Source organism: Sphingomonas sp. S-NIH.Pt15_0812 (assembly GCF_003951315.1).
Taxonomy (GTDB): domain Bacteria; phylum Pseudomonadota; class Alphaproteobacteria; order Sphingomonadales; family Sphingomonadaceae; genus Sphingomonas.
On the sequence record NZ_QLJH01000020.1, the window covers coordinates 42,739 to 61,260 of the forward strand.

The window sequence follows — 18,522 nt, forward strand, 5'->3', positions numbered from 1 at the left end:
TACAGTTCGGCGCGATCGTACCGATGTGTATCTGTCAGCGCCAGTTGTCGTGCGATACGACGGGTCATCATCAACAGGAGATGCCCGTGACCCGCCTCTTCCGCCTAGTCGACGTATTCGGCACCGATCCGCTGACCGGCAATCCGCTGGCCGTCATCGCCGATGCGGAGGGTCTGACGACGGCCGAGATGCAGGCGATCGCAAGCTGGTTGAACTTCTCCGAGACGACCTTCCTGCTGCCGCCGGTCGATCCGTCTGCCGACTATCGCGTGCGCATCTTCACCATGGCGCACGAACTGCCGTTCGCCGGGCACCCGACCTTGGGGAGCGCCCACGCTTGGCTCGAAGCGGGCGGGCAGCCGAAGCAGGACAGCGTGATCGTGCAGGAATGCGGCGTGGGGCTGGTCACGATTCGGCGCGATGGCGATGAGCTTGCTTTTGCCGCTCCACCGCTGCTGCGCGGCGGCACGCCGACCGAGGCCGAGATTGCTCAGGTCGCCGAGTTGCTGCGGATCGACCGCTCGGCCATCGTCGATGCGGCCTGGGCGGACAATGGCCCCGGCTGGATCGCGGTCATGTTGGAGTCGGCCGAGGCAGTGCTGGCGGTCGAACCGGCGCGGTACCACCCTGAGCATATCGACATCGGCATCGTCGGGCCGCATGCGCCCGGCAGCGAGGTCGCGTTCGAACTGCGCGCGCTCTTCACCGACGCGCATGGCGGGCTGATCGAAGACCCCGTTACCGGCAGCCTCAACGCCTCCGTCGGCCAGTGGCTGTTCACCAGCGGTAGGGCCAGCGGCCGCTATGTCGCCGCACAGGGCACGCGCCTCGGGCGGAGCGGGCGTATCCATGTCACGCAGGACGAGGCTGGCCAGGTGTGGGTCGCCGGAGCGACGCGGACTTTGTTCTCCGGGCGGACGCAAGGGTGATGCAGGTCGCGGTCCTGACCTTCGACGGCTTCAACGAACTGGATTCATTCGTGGCCGCCGCGATCATCAACCGGCTGCGCCCGCATGGCTGGGCCGCGCACATCACGGCGCCGACCGAGACGGTGACGTCGTTGAACGGCGTCACGGTCCACCGTCAGCGGCCACTCGAATTCGTCGAGGAAGCCGATGCGGTACTGATCGGGAGCGGTGTCCGCACGCGTGAGATTGCCGCTGATCCGGCGATGCTCGCCCGGCTTCGTCTCGATCCGGCGCGGCAGTTGATCGCTGCGCAGTGTTCAGGGACGCTGTTGTTGGCCAGGCTCGGCCTGATCGGCGATTTGCCAGCCTGCACCGACCTCACCACCAAGCCATGGGTGGTGGAGGCCGGTGTCACGGTCATCGACGCACCGTTCGCCGCTCATGGCAATGTCGCGACCGCGGGCGGTTGTCTTGCCGCGCCCTATCTCGCCGCATGGCTGATCGCGCGCGGAGGTGAGCCCGAACTGGCGCGCGAGGCACTTCGTTACGTTGCGCCGGTCGGCGAGAATGCGCGCTTCGTCGACCATGCCATGGCGGTTGTCGAGGGCGAGTTGGCGTTCGCCTGACCCGCCCGCGCGCTCATCTCTCCGGGGACCGCCTTGGGCTTCAAGCCTCCTGGCCGTCCCAGCTTTCCAGGACGATCTTGCCGCGCGTGGTGGCGCTCTCGATGCGGCCGTGCGCCTCGATCAGGTTGGCGGCATTGATCGGCGAGAGCGTGTCGGTCGCCGTGGTGCGAATGCGCCCTTCGTCCACCAGTTCGGCCACCGCGTCCAACAGTCGACCCTGCTCGCCGACGTCCGGTGTGTCGAAGAGCGACCGGGTGAACATGAATTCCCAATCGACTGACACCGCCTTGCGCTTGAAGGCGACGACGTCGAGGCTGGTGGGATGGTCGATCAGCGCGAAGCGCCCCGGCGGCGCGATCAGCTCGGCGATATCGGCCAGATGGCGGTCGGTGTGGGTGGTCGAGAAGACGAAGGCGGGCGCGCCGATCTCCAGCGCGGCGATCTGCGGTGCCACTGGCCGGGAATGATCGATGACATGATGTGCACCGAGGTCGCGCACCCAGCCTTGCGTCTCGGCGCGCGAGGCGGTGGCGATCACGGTCAGGTCGGTGCGGGCTCTCGCGATCTGGATCGCCGCGGAACCGACGCCGCCCGCGCCGCCGATGATCAGGACGGCGCGGGCGCCGCCGGCCGGCTGGTCGTCGACCTTCAACCGGTCAAACAGGGTTTCCCAAGCCGTAATCGCCGTCAGCGGCAACGCCGCCGCCTCCGCGAAGCCGATGCTGCGGGGGCGATGACCCACGATCCGCTCGTCGACCAGCTGATATTCCGCATTGCTGCCGTCGCGCATCAGATCGCCCGCATAGAAGACCTCGTCACCCACCTTGAAGCGGCTGGCCTCCGGGCCGACCGCTTCGACCACGCCCGCCGCATCCCAACCGAGGACGCGTTCGTCGCGCCCGTCGAACGGCGCGGCGCCGGCGCGAACCTTCGCATCGACCGGGTTTACCGAGATGGCCCGAACTGCGACCAGAATGTCGCGCCCGGTCGGAACGGGTCGTGGCAGTTCTACGTCGACCAGGGCATCGGCTCGGTCGATTGGGCCGGGTTGATGATAGGCTATGGCGCGCATGGGTCTTGCTCCTTCTGCTGACGCACGCGAGATAGGGACGGCGTCAGCTTATGTCGTAGGCAAAAAAACGCCCATAGTGTCTAGGCATCGTGGACAAAGGGTAGCCACAGCAAGACTGATGCGAGGCTGACGAAGCCGATGTAAAACTCGGCGGTTTTGTCATATCGGGTGGCGACCCTTCGCCAATTCTTGAGTTTGTTGAACAGTCGCTCGATCTGGTTGCGCCAACGGTACTTGACCCGATCATGCGCAGCCGGATTGCGACGGTTGCGCCGAGCCGGGATTACGGCCTCGACGTTTATGCTGGTCAGGGTGTCGCGAACCGCGTCGCTGTCATAGCCTTTATCAGCAAGCAGAGCGTCGATCCGGTCAGCGATCATGCGTATCAGAGGGCCGAAGCCTTGCGTATCGTGCGCCTGGCCCGGCGTCAGGACGAAGGCGAGCGGGCGACCTCTGGCATCGCAGCGGGCGTGGAGTTTGGTGGTAAAGCCGCCGCGCGATCGGCCAAGCGCCTCGGCCTCGCCAGTCCCTTTTTTATGCCCACGGCACAATGATGTGCCCGGATGACCGTACTGTCGATCATGTCGGCCCGGCCATCGCGTTCCACCGCACCGGCCAGCGTTTCCAGCATGGCGTCGAACACACCCGTCGTCGCCCAGCGACGGTAGCAGCGGAACACGCTGTTCCACTTGCCATATTCCTCCGGCAGATGCCGCCACTGCGCACCCGTCCGCGCGATCCACATCATGCCCTCGGAGAAGGGGCGGTTGTCACCAGCGGGACGACAGCCACGTCCGCGCTCGGCCGGTAGCAGCGGCCCAATCAGCGACCATTCCTCATCCGACAAACCGATCCGCTCGCCCAAGCCTGCCTCCAAAAGGCAGCCTTGAATCAGTGGCCAATTACGCCGTCAAGCTTTGTCCACGATGCCTAGCATTACAGTTGCGTTTTTGATCGGACATGCGCGCGTCGAGCGGCAGCTTGACGGGCGCGTCGCCAGCATGACCATGCGATGACGTGACGAGGCGCGATGCGCCGCTGTGCCAGCCTGATGACGATACGGCGGATTTCCTGGACGGACCAGCGGATCAGGTCCGTGGTATCGTCCAGGGTCTTTTTGGGGGCGTGGCATTGGCGCGGGTGCGGATGGCCGCCAGCATCGCGAAGGCCAGCATGACGAGCGAGACGTGCCGGTGCCAGCCATGCCAGGAGCGGGTTTCGTTATGGTCGAGGCCAAGTTCGTTCTTCGCCGTCTCGAAGCTGTCTTCGATGTCCCAGCGATGCCCTTCCACCCCGACGAGGGTTTCGATGGTCGTGCCGGCCGGGCACCAGGTGGTGAAGAAGGCGAGGTCGTCACCGGCGCCGTAGACCGCATCCGCCGCGACCCAGGCAAACGGCATGTCGGCGGCGATCGCGCGCTCGATCATTTGCACCGCCAGCGCCGGCTTGGTGGCGAATGCCGTGCCCTCCGGCACATGCGCGGCCGCCAGGCGGGCCGGGTCAGCCGTCCAGCTCTTGGGCAGGTAAAGCGCCCGGTCAACGAAAGCATGGCCCCTGGTCGAGACATAAGCGGCGAATACGCCGATCTGGCAGTTGGTCACCTTGCCGGCCGACCCGGTGTACTGGCGCCCCACGCCGCATGACGCCTTGCCCTGTTTCAGGAACCCGGTCTCGTCGATGACCAGCACCGCATCATCGGTGCCAAGATGTTCGACGGCATAGTCGCGCACGATGTCGCGCAGCGCATCCGCATCCCACCGCCCGCGCCCCAGGATCGCCTGCTGCCGCCATGGCCCGGCATCGCCCGCCGCCTCGGCACGCATCCACCCGGTCTTGCGGCGCTCGTCCCCCAGCAAGCCATCCAGAAAACTGTTCGCCGATGCTGCCACACGCGCCTGGCTGAACAAGGGCCGCATCCGCGCCTTCACCTCGCGCAGCGATGATGCCCAAAGCTCCAGCGTCGCCTCGATCGATGCCCCCGTCACCACGACCTCCCTCGTCATGGTCACCCATTGATTCAGAACACGATCAAGAACGCAACTGTAATGCTAGCAGCCGAGCTGGTCGGCCAGATCAGTGAAGCTGTTCGCCTTCCGATTCCGATCTTCCCGCTGATGAGGTCGCGCCAGCCCATTCGGGCAAGCTGCGGCGTCGGAGCCATGTAGCAGAAATGCACTACATCATAGGTATATGGGCACGATATGACCGCGGTTTACGCGATGCTAACCTCAAGGCATGAGCGAGCAATCTGATCCATATTCCGACCCTATCGAACGTGTTGGCGCGGAGGAGCGAGATTACCTGCTTGCTCGTGCCGCGGCCCACCGGGCAATGGCGGAAGGGTCGAACGAGGCAGGACCAAGGCTGATCCATTCCCGCCTGGAGGAGCTCTACCGCGAGAGAGCTGCCACGCTCGGCCTGGTAGGTCAGGACTAGCAACTGGTACAACGATACCAGGAACACGCATCACTGCCGTGAGTTAGTGCGTCCGGACCGGCCGTTTTTCGCTGCAGGGGTCCAGGAGGACCCACCGATGCGATTGCTGGCCATGGCGCTGATTGGCGCAACCACTTTGACGGCCTGTGCGGCACCTGCCACCCGGATATCCGCGGGCCTGCAGCGCTACGGTCTGGACGAGCCGCGCTCGGATTGCGTCGGCGGCCGCCTGCAGAACGACCTGTCGCTTGGCCAGCTGCAACAACTCGGGCGTGCTGCGGCCGCCTATCGCCAAGAAGATAGCGATCCAACGAAGCTGACCGTCAGCGACCTTGTGCGCGTAGCGGGTGAAATGAAGGATCCCGCCATTGCATTGGCGGTAGGCAAGGCCGCCGCAGGCTGCGGCGTGCTGCCCTGACCCACCTTGCCTACCTCTAATTTCACAAGGGATCCGAAGATGAACAAGGACGAATTTCAAGGCGGCGCACGCTATGTCGAAGGCAAGGTCGAGAAGGCGATCGGCGATGGCGTCGACAGCCGCGACTGGACAGTCGCTGGCATGGTCGATCAGGTCGCAGGCGCGGCGCAGCATGGTTATGGCCGCGCCCGTTCCATCGTCGAAGATGCCATCGATGGCGCCCCCGATCTCGCCGAGGAGGCCGGCGACCGTGTGAAGATAGCGGCCGGACGCCTGGCCGACACGGCCGAGCGCGGTGGCAAAGCGGCCGCACAGACGGTGCACGACAGCCCGGTGCTCTGGGCTGTGGCCGCAGCGCTCGGTGCCTATGCGCTCGCCTGGTTCGTCCATGGTCGGCGGGACTGACGCAAATCATGACCGAGGCATCGTTCAAGACCCTGAGGGAAACGGCTGATCTGCGCCATTTGCGTCAGATCATTGTCGGTCTGGACGAGGGCGTGATCCTGATCGACCCCGATCAGAGCCTGCTCTGGGCCAATGATGCCGCACTGGCGATGCACGGCGTCACTGATATCACCGATCTGGGTGCGACGGTGGACGAGTATCGTCGTCGCTTCCAGTTGCGTTATCGCAACAACCACCGCGTCGAAGCCGATGACTACCCGGTTGAACGTGTCGTGGCCGGGGACTCCTTCTCCGAGGTGGTGGTGGAGGTGACTGTCGCCGGCGAGGACGAGCCACGCTGGGTACATCAGGTGCGCAGCTTGGTGCTCAACGATACGGACGATGGCGAACCGGCCTGCCTAGTGCTCGTCATCCAGGACGTGTCCGCACGGTACGAGGCGGAGGATCGGTTCGAGCAGTCGTTCAACGCAAATCCGGCACCGGCGGTCATCTGTCGGTTGCGCGACCTCCGCTTCGTCAAGGTCAACCAGGGATTTCTGGAGATGACCGGCCATGGGCGCGACCAGGTGCTGGGCAAAACGGTTTACGACGTCGACGTGCTGCGGAAGGCCGATCAGCTTGAACTGGCCAAGGAGCGGCTGAACGAGCGACGTACCATTCCGCAGATGGAGGCCGAACTGGCATTGCCGAGGGGTGGCACCAAACTGGTCATCGTCGCGGGCCAGCCAATCGATATGGGCGATGAGCCCAGCATGTTGTTCACCTTCGCCGACCTGGAGCCTCGGCGCCAGGCGCAGGACGCGCTGCGTCATAGCGAGGACCGCTTCACCCGCACCTTCCAGATGGCACCGGTGCCAATGGCGATCGGCGCGCGCGATGGGCACGTGCTGTGCGAGGTCAATGCCAGCTTCACCACCATGACTGGCTATGCCGGAAGCGAGATCATCGGCCGACCGCTAGGCGAGGTAAAGCTTTGGCAGAGCGACGCGATCCGGCGCCATATCGAAGCGGTGATCGATGCCGGCGGCGACCTGCGGGGGTATGAAACCTGTATCCACGCCAAGGACGGTGCCCGGATCGACTGCATCGTGTCGACGGAGGCTATTCGGCTCGGCGACGACACCTGCGTCCTGTGGGCGTTCCAAGACATCACCCAGCGCAAGGCGACCGAGGTCGAGCTGGTCGAAGCAATCGAAGCGGTGATGAAAGACACCAGCTGGTTCAGTCGCACCGTCATGGACAAGCTGACCCGGCTGCGGGCGCCGCAGAATGCCGCCGACGGTCCGGGGCTCGACGATCTGACCTCGCGCGAACGCGACGTGCTGGCGCTGATCTGTCGCGGCCATGACGATAAGACAATTGCCCGAACGTTGAAAGTCGCCAGCAACACAGTGCGTAATCACGTCGCGCGCATCTACGCCAAGATCGGCGTCAACCGCCGTCTCGCCGCCGTGGCCTGGGCCCGTGCTCGTGGTTTCGATGGGGAGGGTGTCGTGATTGACACCCATGCTGGAGAGAGAAGGCCATGACCAAGCGGCGCACCTCCAACGGCCAGCCGTCCGGCGACGTCAAGGCCGCCAGCGTTCGCGAGGCCAAGGCCTCCGTCCACGAGGCGATCGGCAAGCTGATCGGCGACGATGCGGCAGAGGCTCAGGGCATCGCCGAGAAACATGCCGCCCGGAGCGAGCGGAAGAATTCCCGATCGCCGCGCTGATTGCCCGGCGATCCATTGTTCAAACAGGAGTGAATATGGCTACCAAGGTTACCACCGGCGTCTTGCCGGCCGATGAGGCATATGCCAGCAAGATGCCCACCCGACTGTCCTGGGGCGCGATCTTCGCGGGCGTCGTCATCGCGGTTGCAGTGCAGCTCGTGCTTGGCATCCTGGGGGCGGGCATCGGTCTGACCATGGTCGATCCGGTTCAGGGCACGACCCCTGGCGCGGCGGGGTTCGGGATCGGTGCCGGCATCTTCTGGCTGATCACCACGGTTCTGGCGTTGGGGGCGGGCGGCTATGCCGCGGCGCGCGTGGCCGGTGTATATGAACGGTTCGACGCGCTGGTCCATGGCTTGGTCGTCTGGGGCGTGACGCTGATCCTGACGCTCTACCTGCTGACCTCGGCGGTCGGCGGCATCATCGGTGGCGCATTCCGCACCGTCGGCTCGGTCGCCGGTGCGGCCGGTAGCACCGTTGGTGCTGCGGCTCCGGCGGCCGCATCGGTGGCCGGCATCGACCCGTCCGACGTCCGCAGCGAAGCAGCTGCCTATCTGTCCGATGCGCCAAGCGACCCTGCGCAGATGACCTCGGAGCAGGCGCAGAAGGAAATCGCCAAGGAACTGCCGACCTTGGCGCGCGGTGGCGTGGAAGGGGAGCAAGCAGAAAGCCGGATCGTCGACATCGTCGCGGCGCAGCGCAAGATCAGCCGCGCCGAAGCGCAGGCGCAGGTGACACGGGCCAAGCGGCAGTTCGTCCGCACCAAGGATCAGGCCGTCGCCACCGCCAAGTCGGCGACCGACAAGGCTGCGGGCGCGGCTGCAGGCACATCCTTCGTGCTGGTGCTGGCGCTGCTCGTCGGCGCCGGAGCGGCAGGTTTCGGCGCGACGGCGGCTACCCGCCGCAAGTTGCGCTGAATGTTGGTGGCGGGCTCCAGCGAACCGGGTCCGCCACGCCCTATCTTCGACAAATCTATGGAAAGGCAGAGTGATGAGCAAGAAACCGGGATTGAGCCTTGTGCTGGCGACCATCATCTCGCTGAGCGCATGCAACACGGTAAACGGTGCAGGCAAAGATCTGAAATCCGCAGGCTCGGCGGTATCGGACGCATCGGGCGAAAACAAGAAGAGATAGGTCAAAAGATGTGCCTGTGATCACGGGCGCATCCCATATTCTTTGACGTACGAGACAGAGCAGATCGAACCGCGGCTTTTTGTAACGCAGGGCGGATTTCGCTTTTAACAGCGAGCGGATGTCTGAAGTTGTGCGGCACGTTGAAGGTGTAGAATGTCTGCTACTTGGTCTATGCAGGCGGGAAGTTAACGCATTGTCGTAGTCACTTTGTGCCAGTGACTACGATCAGCGGATCGCCCGTGCTGCCATCGGCCAGCACCTCGGTTTCCACCGCGGCGAACTTGGACCGCTCCATGTACAGGTGGATCAAGCGCGCCTGTCCGGCCATATCGAGCGCCCGCCAGATACGTACGGCTTTCGTCGGAAAGCAGCGGTTTGAATAGCTGACGGCGAAAAGCCCGCCCGGCCGCAACACGCGGCGAACCTCAGCAAAGACCTCTACCGGTCGCTGGAGATACTGAATCCCGACGCAACACAGAGCTACATCGACGCTACCATCGGGCAGCAGCAGCGCGGGTGTAGCATTTAGATCGGTGATGAACCATCGGTCGAGGCGATCATTGGCCCGCAACTCGGCTGCGTTCATGCCGTGGCCGATAACTTCGGCGGTTGCGAGCGCCGCCGGCAGGTGGCTGATCCAGCTCGACATCAGATCGAGCACGACAGCGTTCGGAGGTATGACGCGGGCGTAATAGGCGGTCAGGGCCGCGACCGCGTCATCGTCGATGTGCGAGACGAGGCGTGGGGGCGCATAGAAGGCGAGATCGTCGCCTTCATCCTGCTTGTCGAACGCGTTCGCCGGCAGTTCGACGCGTAAGTCGCTCACGCGAAGCCGACGACGGCATGCGGAACATAGGGCGCTTCCAGCCGAGCGATCTCTGTCTCGGTAAGGCCGACCGCGAGCGCGGCGATCGCGTCGTCGAGATGTGCTTGTTTGGAAGCGCCGATGATCGGTGCCGATACCTCGGACTTGGCCAACACCCAGGCAAGTGCGATCTGCGCGCGAGGCACGCCACGTTCTGTCGCGACTGTTGCAACCGCTTCCACGACCTTGCGATCCGCCTCGACGGTATGGGCGTAGAGCGTCTTTCCGAATTCGTCAGTTTTCGACCGCTCCGTCTGATCGTTCCAATCGCGCGTCAAGCGGCCGCGGGCCAGCGGGCTCCACGGAATGACCCCGATTCCCTCCGCCTCGCACAGCGGTAGCATCTCGCGCTCTTCCTCGCGGTAGAGCAGATTGAGGTAATTCTGCATCGTCGCAAAACGGGTCCAGCCATTGGCCTCGGAGACGTGGAGCATGGTCGCGAATTGCCACGCGTACATCGACGAGGCGCCGATGTAGCGCGCTTTGCCTGCCTTCACGACGTCGTGAAGTGCCTCCAGCGTCTCCTCGATCGGCACCTCATGATCGAAGCGGTGTATCTGGTAGAGGTCGATGTAATCGGTGCCGAGCCGTTTCAGGCTAGCGTCGATCTCCGCCATGATCGCCTTGCGGGACAGGCCTGCACCGTTCGGCCCGGGCCGCATGCGACCGTGCACCTTGGTGGCGATCACGACCTCGTCGCGGCGCGCGAACTCCTTGAGCGCGCGGCCGACAATTTCTTCGGACGTGCCGTCCGAATAGACGTTGGCGGTGTCGAAGAAATTGATCCCAGCCTCGACTGCCTTGCGCAGGAGCGGACGGCTTATCTCTTCGTCGAGTGTCCATGCGTGGTTGCCGCGATCCGGTGTACCGTAGGTCATGCACCCAAGGCACAAGCGTGACACGTCGAGGCCGGTGCTGCCGAGTTTCGTATATTCCATGTGCCGTCTCACGCTGGGGGTTCGACGAATTGAACGGGCGGGAGGACGATGTGCTCCATGTTCTTGATCATGCGTGGAGTTGTATGGGTCGGAACGCTGGCAGGCTCGTCAGCAGTCCCCAATCTGCATGGCAAGCCTTTGACCCGATAGCCATGCGGCCTCGACCCGAGGGCCCAGCAGCCAGTCGCCACAAGCACCAAGCTTGATCTCGGCGTTCCAAATCGCACCGCGGTCCAAAGCTGTAGCTTTTGCATATCGCCAACGATGGGCACTGGTCGCGATGGCCTTCATCCGGTCGGTGCCGATATGGGCACTCAACGCTGCAAGTAGCGCCTGCTCGATTATCTCTGGTTGATCTTCAAGATGCTCGCGTGACCACTCAGCTGTGGCTTGAAGGACCCAGGCCTCGGGTCCGGTGCGCCCTGGCTTTGTCGAGTTGCGGACGGCCGAGCCGATGATGCCAAGATCTGTCAGCCGGTCACTGTCGATGAGCAGTGGACTATCGAATGCCGCCATGACCGTCCAACACGGATCGGAAACCGCAGAGCGGGCGGCGTCGGCTATCGATGCGTCATGCTCACAAGCCAAGGCTGGAACCTGTTCGGCTGGGATCGACAGAATGACAGCGTCAAATACGTCTCCGTCCAATCGCCATTGACCGTCATAATGAAGCGCGTCGATGCGGGTATTCCATCGGACATCGCACTCATCTGCCATCGCTCGTATCGGCGTGTTCATCGACGGCATACCGACCCAGGCATCATCACCGGCCGGCGGCCAGGATGCGACCTGACCGGCCTCTGCCCAAAGTGCGACCCGTGCGATGAAGGCGGGATCGCGAACCGTGAAGTACTGGGCGCCGTGATCGAACGACGCTTCACCGAGCGGCGTGCTCATCCGGCGCGTCGACATCCTCCCGCCAGGACCACGCCCTTTGTCAAACAGCACCGAGGAGTGACCCTGCTCGTGTAGCTTCTGCGCACAGGATAGTCCTGCCATCCCCGCTCCGACGATACCTATCCGCATCCTGCTCCCATCCGACTATATGGCATCCGACCTCTTGGCGGCCTCGGTGGTGATGAAACGACGGGGCGGGTCAATGGAGCCGACTGGTGGACGATGTCATGATAGGCGCGTGTCGAACTTCGATATCTCTCACGAACCGCCGGATCGAATATCCTTATGAGGAACACCGTTTGTCTACCGTGATGCCGTAAGAAACCGGTCTGCCGTTCTCAGAGACAAAGCCATGATGGTCAGTGCCGGATTAGCAGCTAATGCGCTGGGAAACACCGAATTGTCGCAAATCAGCAGGTTGGGGATGTCGAAGCTGCGTCCGTCGCGATCGACCACCGCCTGGTCGTCGGAGTCGCCCATCCGGCAGGTGCCGATCGTATGCGCGGAGCGATCGACCGCGAAGATGTCGCGGGCGCCCGCTGCCTCCCAGATTGCGGTCATTGTCCCGCGCGCATGACGATCGATCGCGCGTTCGTTGGCGTGATAGCTGAAATCGATGCGCGCTTTACGATGCCCGAAGCCATCGACCTCGTCCGACAGCGTCAGGCGATTGTCGGGATGCGGCAGGCAGTCGCCGTTGATGCCGATCCCGGCCATGCCGTTATAGCCGCGCAGCAACTCTTGCAGTCGCGGACCCCACATGCCCGCACCGCGCGCCAGTCCGTTGGCGAGGTTGACCGGGAGCACGCCGAGGCTCTGGATGAGGTAGCCGCCCGCGAAATCGGCATCGGCGGGGCGTATCATATCCTCGGTGATCAGCGAGGAGGGATAGCCACGGTTCATCCGCATCGTGGCGTCGAAGCTGCCCCAGACCTGCGTCGCGACATGGGCCATGAAGTTGCGCCCGACCTGCCCGCTGGAATTGGCCAGGCCCAGGTTCAGGAGAAGACGGGGCGTCTCCACTCCGCCGGCACATAGGAATACCGCGCGACAGCGTTGGCGGCGGTCCTCACCATCCTGATGATAGACCACGCCGCAGATACGGCCCGCACCGTCGAACTCGAATGACAGGACGCGCGCTCGGGCACGCACCTCTGCGCCGTGCGCGATCGCGCGCGGCAGATAGGTGGTATCCATGCTGGTTTTGGCGGCGTTGCGGCATCCTTGGTGGCACGTGCCACAGTTCACGCATGCCTGTCGCTGTCCCCAATATGGCTGATCGCGATCGCGTGAAACTAACGCTGCGGGCGCATCGGTGACGGTGATGCCGATTGCTTCGCAACCACGTGCCATAGCATCGGCCGAGGCGTTGCGCGCGACCGGTGGATAGGCATAGCGACGCGCATCGTCCCAAGGATAATGTGCAGGGCCGGACACGCCGGTGTCCGCCTCGACACAGGCGATATAGTTGATCAGCTCGCCGTGCGCGACCGGCCAGTCGGCACCTTCGCCGGTCATTGTCTTGAGTTGAAGGTCGCGAGGATCAGGACGCGGGCAGAATGCACCCCAGTGTAGCATTGACCCGCCGACGCCCATGCCGGAATTATTTGAACCAAAGGCGGTCGGATCGTCCCCTCCGCTCAGCCGCTCTTCCATCCAATAAATGTCTGCGGCGAGTTCGTCGGCGACATGCTCATGCGGCTGGAAAGCGCGGCCTGCCTCGAGCGCCACGACCGACAGCCCCGCCTCGGCAAGGCTGGCGAGCAGTGGCGCGCCACCAGCACCGGTGCCGATGACGACCGCATCGACCGTATCATTGCCGGAATAGGGAGCGCGACTCATGCATTCACCTCCGCGGCGATCTGCCAATGTTCGAGGTCGTTTGCGGCGGTACGGCTATAGCCCTGCTTGCGAGGGCCATCGCCACCAACTGCGAAACCGTCATAGCCAATCGCAGCCATGGCTGCGGGGGTGGCGATCCATTGTCGCGCGATCTCGGCCCGCACATCTTGAAACCACAAGGTCATTTGAGTGGGCGAGAGGCGATCGGCGGTGGCGACGATGCCAACCTCACCGCCGTCGATGCGGGTCAGCCAATCAAGCTGCTCCGCAAACGACAGTGCGGCGAACCCCCCGGTCAGTGCATCCAGTGTCGCCAGCCCGTACGCCCAGGCCTGTGGGTCAGCGGGCAGCGCGGCGAAGCGCCAGCCATCACCCGCGCCGTGGACCGCTACCCCGATGCGACGCGCAAGCGCACGGTCGGCACCAGCATCGGGTAGCACATGCGCAATGAGCGCGGCCACCATATCGAGCTGCGCCGCCGACCATCCCGAGGCGTCGTCAGACAGGGGGCGGGTACGCTCCAGCATCGCTGCGCGGGTGCGCGCGCTGACGCGTTCCGAACCGAGCAATTGCGCGAACCCGACGGGCAACGCTGCTCCGGCAACCGCATCGACATGTTCGGCTATGAGCGCGGCGAGCGCGGCGGGCTGTTCATAGGGGATCAGGTGCGCGGCATCCGAGACGACGTGTACCGTGGCATTTGGATAATGCGGCAGGTTCAGCCGTCGCTGTGTCTCCTCACCAAGGTCACCGTCCTTGCCCCCCGCGACGATCAACGTCGGAATCGTTATCTGCCCTACGCGCGCGCGCCAATCCTCGTTCGCGCCGCGCTCCAGCCAGGCGAGCCAAGCCTCGCGGCTCGAGCGCATGACATCGGCGATCGCGCGGTCGCGTAGGGAAGGGGGAAGCGGTCGCGCGGTGTTGGCGTCGACAAATGCTCCCGCATCATCGCGCGCGACTGCGCCATCGGCGACCCAGCCGATCATCTCGGCGCGGCGCTGCTCATTGATCGGCTCGGGTGCGGGCGGGGAGGCGGCGACCAGAACGACCCCCAATATTCCCGCCAGTCCTACTTCGCCTGCAACGGCGCGCGCGGCTACCAGCGTGGCGATCTTGCCTCCCATGCTGTGCCCGACGAGCACGCATGCGGTCAGGCGGTGCGCGCGAACCATGTCCGCCAAATCGTCCGCCATCGCGGCGACATCGGCATAGCCGTCATCGGCGCGAGCGCCGAATCCGGAGAGATCGAGGGCGAGGCAGGGCTGATCGGGCAGGTGGCTGCGAACCAGATCCCATTCGGCGGCACTGGTGCCAAGTGCATGTAGAAAAACTAAAGTCGGTTGGGTCACGCGGTCTTATCCAGCTGAAGCCCGTGCTGGACGCTACAGATGCCCACCCGTTCCCGTTTGATGTCGCAGTTGCTAAATTAATTCGAACCAAGGCGCCGGTCACCAAATATCGGTCAGCGCATGGGAACCCTCGACGGCAGTGAGCGCTTCGGCAGCACGTCCTATCAATTGGGAGTAAGTACGTGGCCAAGACGGATCAGGCGCAGCCGCAGTACAAGATCGAATATCGCGAAATCCAGCCATTCGGCACGTTGAAGGACCTGCCGTTGGGCCTGTCGGACAATGCCCGCAAGCAGAGTATCGCAATCCTTAACCAGGTTCTCGCCGACACGATGATGTTGCGCGACCTGTACAAAAAGCATCATTGGCAGATGTCGGGCGCAACCTTTTACCAGCTGCACCTTCTGCTCGATACGCATTATGAGAAGCAGGCCGAATTGGTCGACATGATCGCCGAGCGCATCCAGTCATTGGGCGGGATCAGCATCGCAACACCGCACGACGTTGCGGAGATGACGAAAATCCCGCGTCCGCCCAAGGGCCGCGAGGATGTGCCAACGATGCTGGCGCGATTGCTGGATGCGCACCGCATCGTTCTGGAGCAGGCGCATGAGGGGGCCAAGGCCGCCGATGAATCCGGTGACGACGGTACCAATGACCTTTTGGTCAGCGACATCATCCGCACCGGTGAACCGCAAGTCTGGTTCATCGGCGAGCATTTGGCTGCGACCGACCTGCAGCGGGCGGGCTGACAGAGCGTAACAACGGAAAGGCGGCGGCGGTGGCGACACGAGACCTATCAAGCGGCATCGCTTCCGCCGATCTTGGGGAAGGGCAGATCATCGCGGGCCAGGCGGACGGCATCGACATGGTGCTGGTCCGACACGATGGACGTGTATGCGCGCTGTCTGCCCTGTGCACGCATCTGAAAGCACCGCTGGCTGACGGGATCGTCGCCGATGGCACGATCCGTTGCCCGTGGCATCATGCTCGATTCAACATCAAGACCGGTGAGGCAGTCGGTGCGCCGGCTTTCGAGCCACTCGACAGTTTCGAAGTAGTCGAGGAGGATGGACGAGTACGCGTCAAAACGACGCCCGTACCAAACGAGACAACTTCACACACTCCCATACCCGATATTGGTAACGTCGTGATCGTCGGCGCGGGCGGAGCAGGCTATGCCTGTGCCGAGATGCTGGCACGGCATGGCGTGGGCTCGTCAGTCACGCTGATCGAAGATGAGGGCGAGGAACCTTACGACCGCACCTTCTGTTCCAAGCAATATCTGGCCGGCAAGGCGGATCGCGACGGAATGGCATTATCGGTGCCGGAGGGCGTGGTAATGCGTACTCGCGCACATGTCATCGCGATCAACCGTGAGGACAAGACGGTCGGGTTTGAGGACGGCGCGACCTTGCCCTACGATACGCTGGTGCTGGCGACCGGCGCGGCACCGATCGCGCCGGACTTTTACGGCGCAGATCGCGACGATGTGCATGTCCTGCGAACGGTGGCGGATGCCGATCGCCTGATCGCCGCCAGCGTGCAGGCGAAGCGCGCGATTGTGGTCGGATCAAGCTATGTCGGGCTGGAAGTCGCTGCGTCGTTAGTCGGGCGAAGGCTGGAGGTGTCGGTCATCTCCGACAGCGACGTACCGCTGAAGAAAACTGCCGGCGCGGAGGTCGGCGCGATGGTCCGCGACCTGCACGAAGCGAACGGCGTCACCTTTCATGATGCCCGCCGTATTGCGCGGTGGGACGGAAGAACCGCGATACTCAACGACGGAACGCGCATCGATGCCGACTTGGTCGTCGCTGGAATCGGCGCCAAGCCGCGTGTCGATTTAGCTGCGCTTGCCGGACTTGTGCTTGCGGACAAGGCCGAGGGCGGGGGCGTACGTGTCGACGACCATCTGCGCACATCCGATCGTGCAATTCATGCGATCGGGGACATTGCGAGCGTGCCGGACCGTCGGCTGGGGCATTCGATCCGCGTCGAGCATTGGGTGGTCGCGCAGCGCATGGGTCAATGGCTCGCGCGCTACCTGCTAGGGCAGGCGACATATGGATATGACGCCGTACCATTCTTCTGGTCGGGGCATTACGATCTCAGCCTTCGCTATGTTGGGCATGTCGCCTCGCCCGATAACCGCACCATAAATGGTGACGTGGCGGCGCAGGATATGGCAGTGCGCTTTATGGAAGCTGGGCACGAGCAGGCGCTGCTGACTGCCGGGCGCGACAAGCTGTCGTTGAAACGCGAGCATGAGTGGGAGCGGCGGTAAACCGGCGCTTCCGGGAAACGCATCCCAGGTCAAATGCCGTCATTTCGGCGAGAACTGGAATTTCCTGTCGCACCATATAGGCAAGAGCATCCGAACGTCCCGGCGTTGGTGAGAACGACCCATATGTGCAGGCGGATCACGCGCTATGTCAGCGCCAGCATCCACAGATGCGCGCCACCAGTGATAAACAGTCGGGCCTGATCGCCGTCGAAGGTGCAGTTGCTGCATATGGATGGCGTCGGAACGGTAGCAAGGTGGTTGGCGGCGTCATCGAAAACCTCGATCCCGGCGTTCGAGCTGCTCCACAGCCAGCCGCGGCGGTCGACACTGAAGCCATCGGGGATTCCCTCGGGCACGGTCGCGAAGCGACGTTTGTTCGACAGTGTCGCGCCATCCCAGTCGAAGGTGAAGATGGCGACGTCACCCTCACTATGTTCGGGCGTCTGCGAAGCGTAGAGGGTCCGGCCGTCGGGCGAAAAGGCGAGGCCGTTGGGCTGCTTCATATCCGCCATCCGTCGCGCCGTGCCATCCGCACCGATGCGACAGAGCGCGGTACGGCCACTTTCGCTGTGGCCCGGTATGCCTTGTCGCGGGTTCTCGAGCCCGAAAGTCGGGTCGCTGAACCAGATCGTGCCGTCCGCCGCTACGATGAGGTCGTTGGGCGCGTTGAGCCGGCTGCCTTCCGCACTGGTGGCGATCGGGGTCGCAATTCCCTTGCCTTCCGAGCGGCTGATCGCACGGCGTCCATGTTCGCAATGCACGAGTGCACCGTCCGGCAGTATGGCATTGCCGTTGGTGAACGGCGTCGCATCGAGCAGCACGTCAACCGCGCCGTTGACGCGCCAGCCGAGTACGCGGCGTCCAACGATATCGCTCCAAACCAACGTCTGCTCCTGCGGCCACCATGCAGGTCCCTCGCTCCAGCTGGCCTGATCGTACAGGGTGAGAAGCCGCGCGTTGCCTAGCACTGCGCGTGCTTCGGGGCGGTGGATGCGCGGTGGGTCAACATCCGTCGGGACAGGTGCTCCGGGCGGACGGAGCCGCGCCGGGATCAGCACGGGCGCGAGCTGGAGCGCGGAGTTCATGCCCCGAATGGATCTCGCGTCTGTGCCGCAGGGGAGGTGGCGAACTGGATGATGATCTGGAAACACGGTTCGTCACCGATTTGACCGGATCGGTGCCCCTTGCCGTTGGTCGTTTCCTGATCCTGGCCAAAGTGGATGTCGCCCGGCCCCATTTCGACGCGATTGCCGTCCATCGTCTCGATGAACCAGCGGCCGCGCAGCGGAATTACCCATTGCGGTTTGGGGCTTTCATGCCAGTCGCCGACCCAACCCAGCGGCAGGATCGCAAAATCGACCGCACTCACCTCGCCAGGGAAAGGTCGCATCCATTGTGGGGCCGCGCCGCCGCCAACGCTCTTTTGGCCAAAGCCGGTCATCCTCGACAGGTCGATCCGGCTGCCGCCATCTGCCGCGGTCCACATATGTAGAAAGGGCATAAGCGGTGGCCGATCGGCGTCGGCGCCGTCATTGTCGAGCGTCACCCGGGTCGGCAGATCGGTCATCCTCGTATTCTCCAGCATCGCGAACGGTCAGGGCTACAACGCGATGACCCAACGGCGAGTAGGCACG

20 protein-coding genes and 1 pseudogene are annotated in these 18,522 nt (G+C 63.8%); 10 read left to right on the plus strand and 11 right to left on the minus strand.

Features of this window, described 5'->3' with window-relative positions; translation table 11 throughout:
* Window positions 1-86: 86 nt before the first annotated feature.
* Both BRX43_RS13575 and BRX43_RS13580 read left to right on the plus strand, forming a co-directional pair.
* Window positions 87-929, plus strand: a complete 843-nt coding sequence (locus BRX43_RS13575; RefSeq protein ID WP_125995636.1) for a PhzF family phenazine biosynthesis protein — start codon at window positions 87-89, stop codon at window positions 927-929.
* Complete coding sequence (locus BRX43_RS13580) at window positions 929-1,534, plus strand: DJ-1/PfpI family protein (RefSeq protein WP_125995637.1); 606 nt, start codon at window positions 929-931, stop codon at window positions 1,532-1,534. The genes BRX43_RS13575 and BRX43_RS13580 overlap by 1 nt, the downstream gene beginning before the upstream one ends.
* A gap of 40 nt (window positions 1,535-1,574) precedes the next feature.
* On the opposite strand, the gene BRX43_RS13585 is transcribed toward BRX43_RS13580, so the two are convergent.
* The 4 genes and pseudogenes from BRX43_RS13585 to BRX43_RS13595 form a co-directional block, all read right to left on the minus strand.
* Window positions 1,575-2,606, minus strand: coding sequence for a zinc-binding alcohol dehydrogenase family protein (locus tag BRX43_RS13585; protein WP_125995638.1), 1,032 nt, complete (start codon window positions 2,604-2,606; stop codon window positions 1,575-1,577).
* An 80-nt stretch (window positions 2,607-2,686) separates the two neighbouring features.
* Window positions 2,687-3,157, minus strand: a complete 471-nt coding sequence (locus tag BRX43_RS20910; protein ID WP_241214955.1) for an IS5 family transposase — start codon at window positions 3,155-3,157, stop codon at window positions 2,687-2,689.
* 5 nt (window positions 3,158-3,162) lie between these two features.
* A pseudogene (locus BRX43_RS20915) lies at window positions 3,163-3,483 on the minus strand (transposase); the annotation flags it as partial.
* Between the two features lie 211 nt (window positions 3,484-3,694).
* On the minus strand, window positions 3,695-4,609 hold the full coding sequence (locus tag BRX43_RS13595; protein WP_125995639.1) for an IS701 family transposase: 915 nt from the start codon (window positions 4,607-4,609) through the stop codon (window positions 3,695-3,697).
* Between the two features lie 530 nt (window positions 4,610-5,139).
* Between BRX43_RS13595 and BRX43_RS13600 the strand changes: the two genes are divergently transcribed.
* The 6 genes from BRX43_RS13600 to BRX43_RS13625 all read left to right on the plus strand — a co-directional run bounded on the left by BRX43_RS13600 (window position 5,140) and on the right by BRX43_RS13625 (window position 8,713).
* Window positions 5,140-5,460 (plus strand): hypothetical protein, encoded by a 321-nt coding sequence (locus BRX43_RS13600; protein ID WP_125995640.1) that lies wholly within the window; start codon window positions 5,140-5,142, stop codon window positions 5,458-5,460.
* A gap of 39 nt (window positions 5,461-5,499) precedes the next feature.
* Window positions 5,500-5,865: a CsbD family protein gene (locus BRX43_RS13605; protein WP_125995641.1), complete on the plus strand. Its 366-nt coding sequence runs from the start codon at window positions 5,500-5,502 to the stop codon at window positions 5,863-5,865.
* An 8-nt stretch (window positions 5,866-5,873) separates the two neighbouring features.
* Window positions 5,874-7,394, plus strand: a complete 1,521-nt coding sequence (locus BRX43_RS13610; RefSeq protein ID WP_125995642.1) for a PAS domain S-box protein — start codon at window positions 5,874-5,876, stop codon at window positions 7,392-7,394.
* Complete coding sequence (locus BRX43_RS13615) at window positions 7,391-7,579, plus strand: CsbD family protein (protein WP_125995643.1); 189 nt, start codon at window positions 7,391-7,393, stop codon at window positions 7,577-7,579. Before BRX43_RS13610 ends, BRX43_RS13615 begins: the two co-directional genes overlap by 4 nt.
* A gap of 35 nt (window positions 7,580-7,614) precedes the next feature.
* Window positions 7,615-8,496, plus strand: coding sequence for a hypothetical protein (locus tag BRX43_RS13620; protein WP_125995644.1), 882 nt, complete (start codon window positions 7,615-7,617; stop codon window positions 8,494-8,496).
* A 73-nt stretch (window positions 8,497-8,569) separates the two neighbouring features.
* Entirely contained in the window at window positions 8,570-8,713 is a 144-nt protein-coding gene (locus tag BRX43_RS13625) for an entericidin A/B family lipoprotein (protein ID WP_125995645.1), read from the plus strand.
* 202 nt (window positions 8,714-8,915) lie between these two features.
* On the opposite strand, the gene BRX43_RS13630 is transcribed toward BRX43_RS13625, so the two are convergent.
* The 5 genes from BRX43_RS13630 to BRX43_RS13650 all read right to left on the minus strand — a co-directional run bounded on the left by BRX43_RS13630 (window position 8,916) and on the right by BRX43_RS13650 (window position 14,604).
* Window positions 8,916-9,539, minus strand: coding sequence for a methyltransferase domain-containing protein (locus tag BRX43_RS13630; RefSeq protein ID WP_125995646.1), 624 nt, complete (start codon window positions 9,537-9,539; stop codon window positions 8,916-8,918).
* Complete coding sequence (locus BRX43_RS13635; protein WP_125995647.1) at window positions 9,536-10,516, minus strand: aldo/keto reductase; 981 nt, start codon at window positions 10,514-10,516, stop codon at window positions 9,536-9,538. Before BRX43_RS13635 ends, BRX43_RS13630 begins: the two co-directional genes overlap by 4 nt.
* A gap of 108 nt (window positions 10,517-10,624) precedes the next feature.
* Entirely contained in the window at window positions 10,625-11,542 is a 918-nt protein-coding gene (locus tag BRX43_RS13640) for an NAD(P)-binding protein (RefSeq protein WP_125995648.1), read from the minus strand.
* Window positions 11,543-11,716: 174 nt separating this feature from the next.
* Window positions 11,717-13,255 carry a GMC family oxidoreductase gene (locus tag BRX43_RS13645; protein ID WP_125995649.1) on the minus strand — a complete coding sequence of 513 codons (1,539 nt, stop codon included), beginning with the start codon at window positions 13,253-13,255 and terminating at the stop codon, window positions 11,717-11,719.
* A complete protein-coding gene (locus BRX43_RS13650; RefSeq protein ID WP_125995650.1) occupies window positions 13,252-14,604 on the minus strand; it encodes an alpha/beta hydrolase in 1,353 nt (450 codons plus the stop codon). The genes BRX43_RS13645 and BRX43_RS13650 overlap by 4 nt, the downstream gene beginning before the upstream one ends.
* Before the next feature lie 182 nt (window positions 14,605-14,786).
* Here BRX43_RS13650 and BRX43_RS13655 point away from each other — a divergent pair, with 182 nt between their 5' ends.
* Together BRX43_RS13655 and BRX43_RS13660 are read left to right on the plus strand one after the other, a co-directional pair.
* On the plus strand, window positions 14,787-15,356 hold the full coding sequence (locus BRX43_RS13655) for a DNA starvation/stationary phase protection protein (protein WP_206433214.1): 570 nt from the start codon (window positions 14,787-14,789) through the stop codon (window positions 15,354-15,356).
* Between the two features lie 29 nt (window positions 15,357-15,385).
* Window positions 15,386-16,888: an FAD-dependent oxidoreductase gene (locus BRX43_RS13660; RefSeq protein WP_241214956.1), complete on the plus strand. Its 1,503-nt coding sequence runs from the start codon at window positions 15,386-15,388 to the stop codon at window positions 16,886-16,888.
* 143 nt (window positions 16,889-17,031) lie between these two features.
* Here the strand turns inward: BRX43_RS13660 and BRX43_RS13665 are convergent, their stop codons facing one another.
* Both BRX43_RS13665 and BRX43_RS13670 read right to left on the minus strand, forming a co-directional pair.
* Window positions 17,032-17,973, minus strand: coding sequence for an SMP-30/gluconolactonase/LRE family protein (locus BRX43_RS13665; protein WP_125995652.1), 942 nt, complete (start codon window positions 17,971-17,973; stop codon window positions 17,032-17,034).
* Complete coding sequence (locus BRX43_RS13670; RefSeq protein ID WP_206433215.1) at window positions 17,970-18,455, minus strand: hypothetical protein; 486 nt, start codon at window positions 18,453-18,455, stop codon at window positions 17,970-17,972. Before BRX43_RS13670 ends, BRX43_RS13665 begins: the two co-directional genes overlap by 4 nt.
* Window positions 18,456-18,522 lie beyond the last annotated feature (67 nt).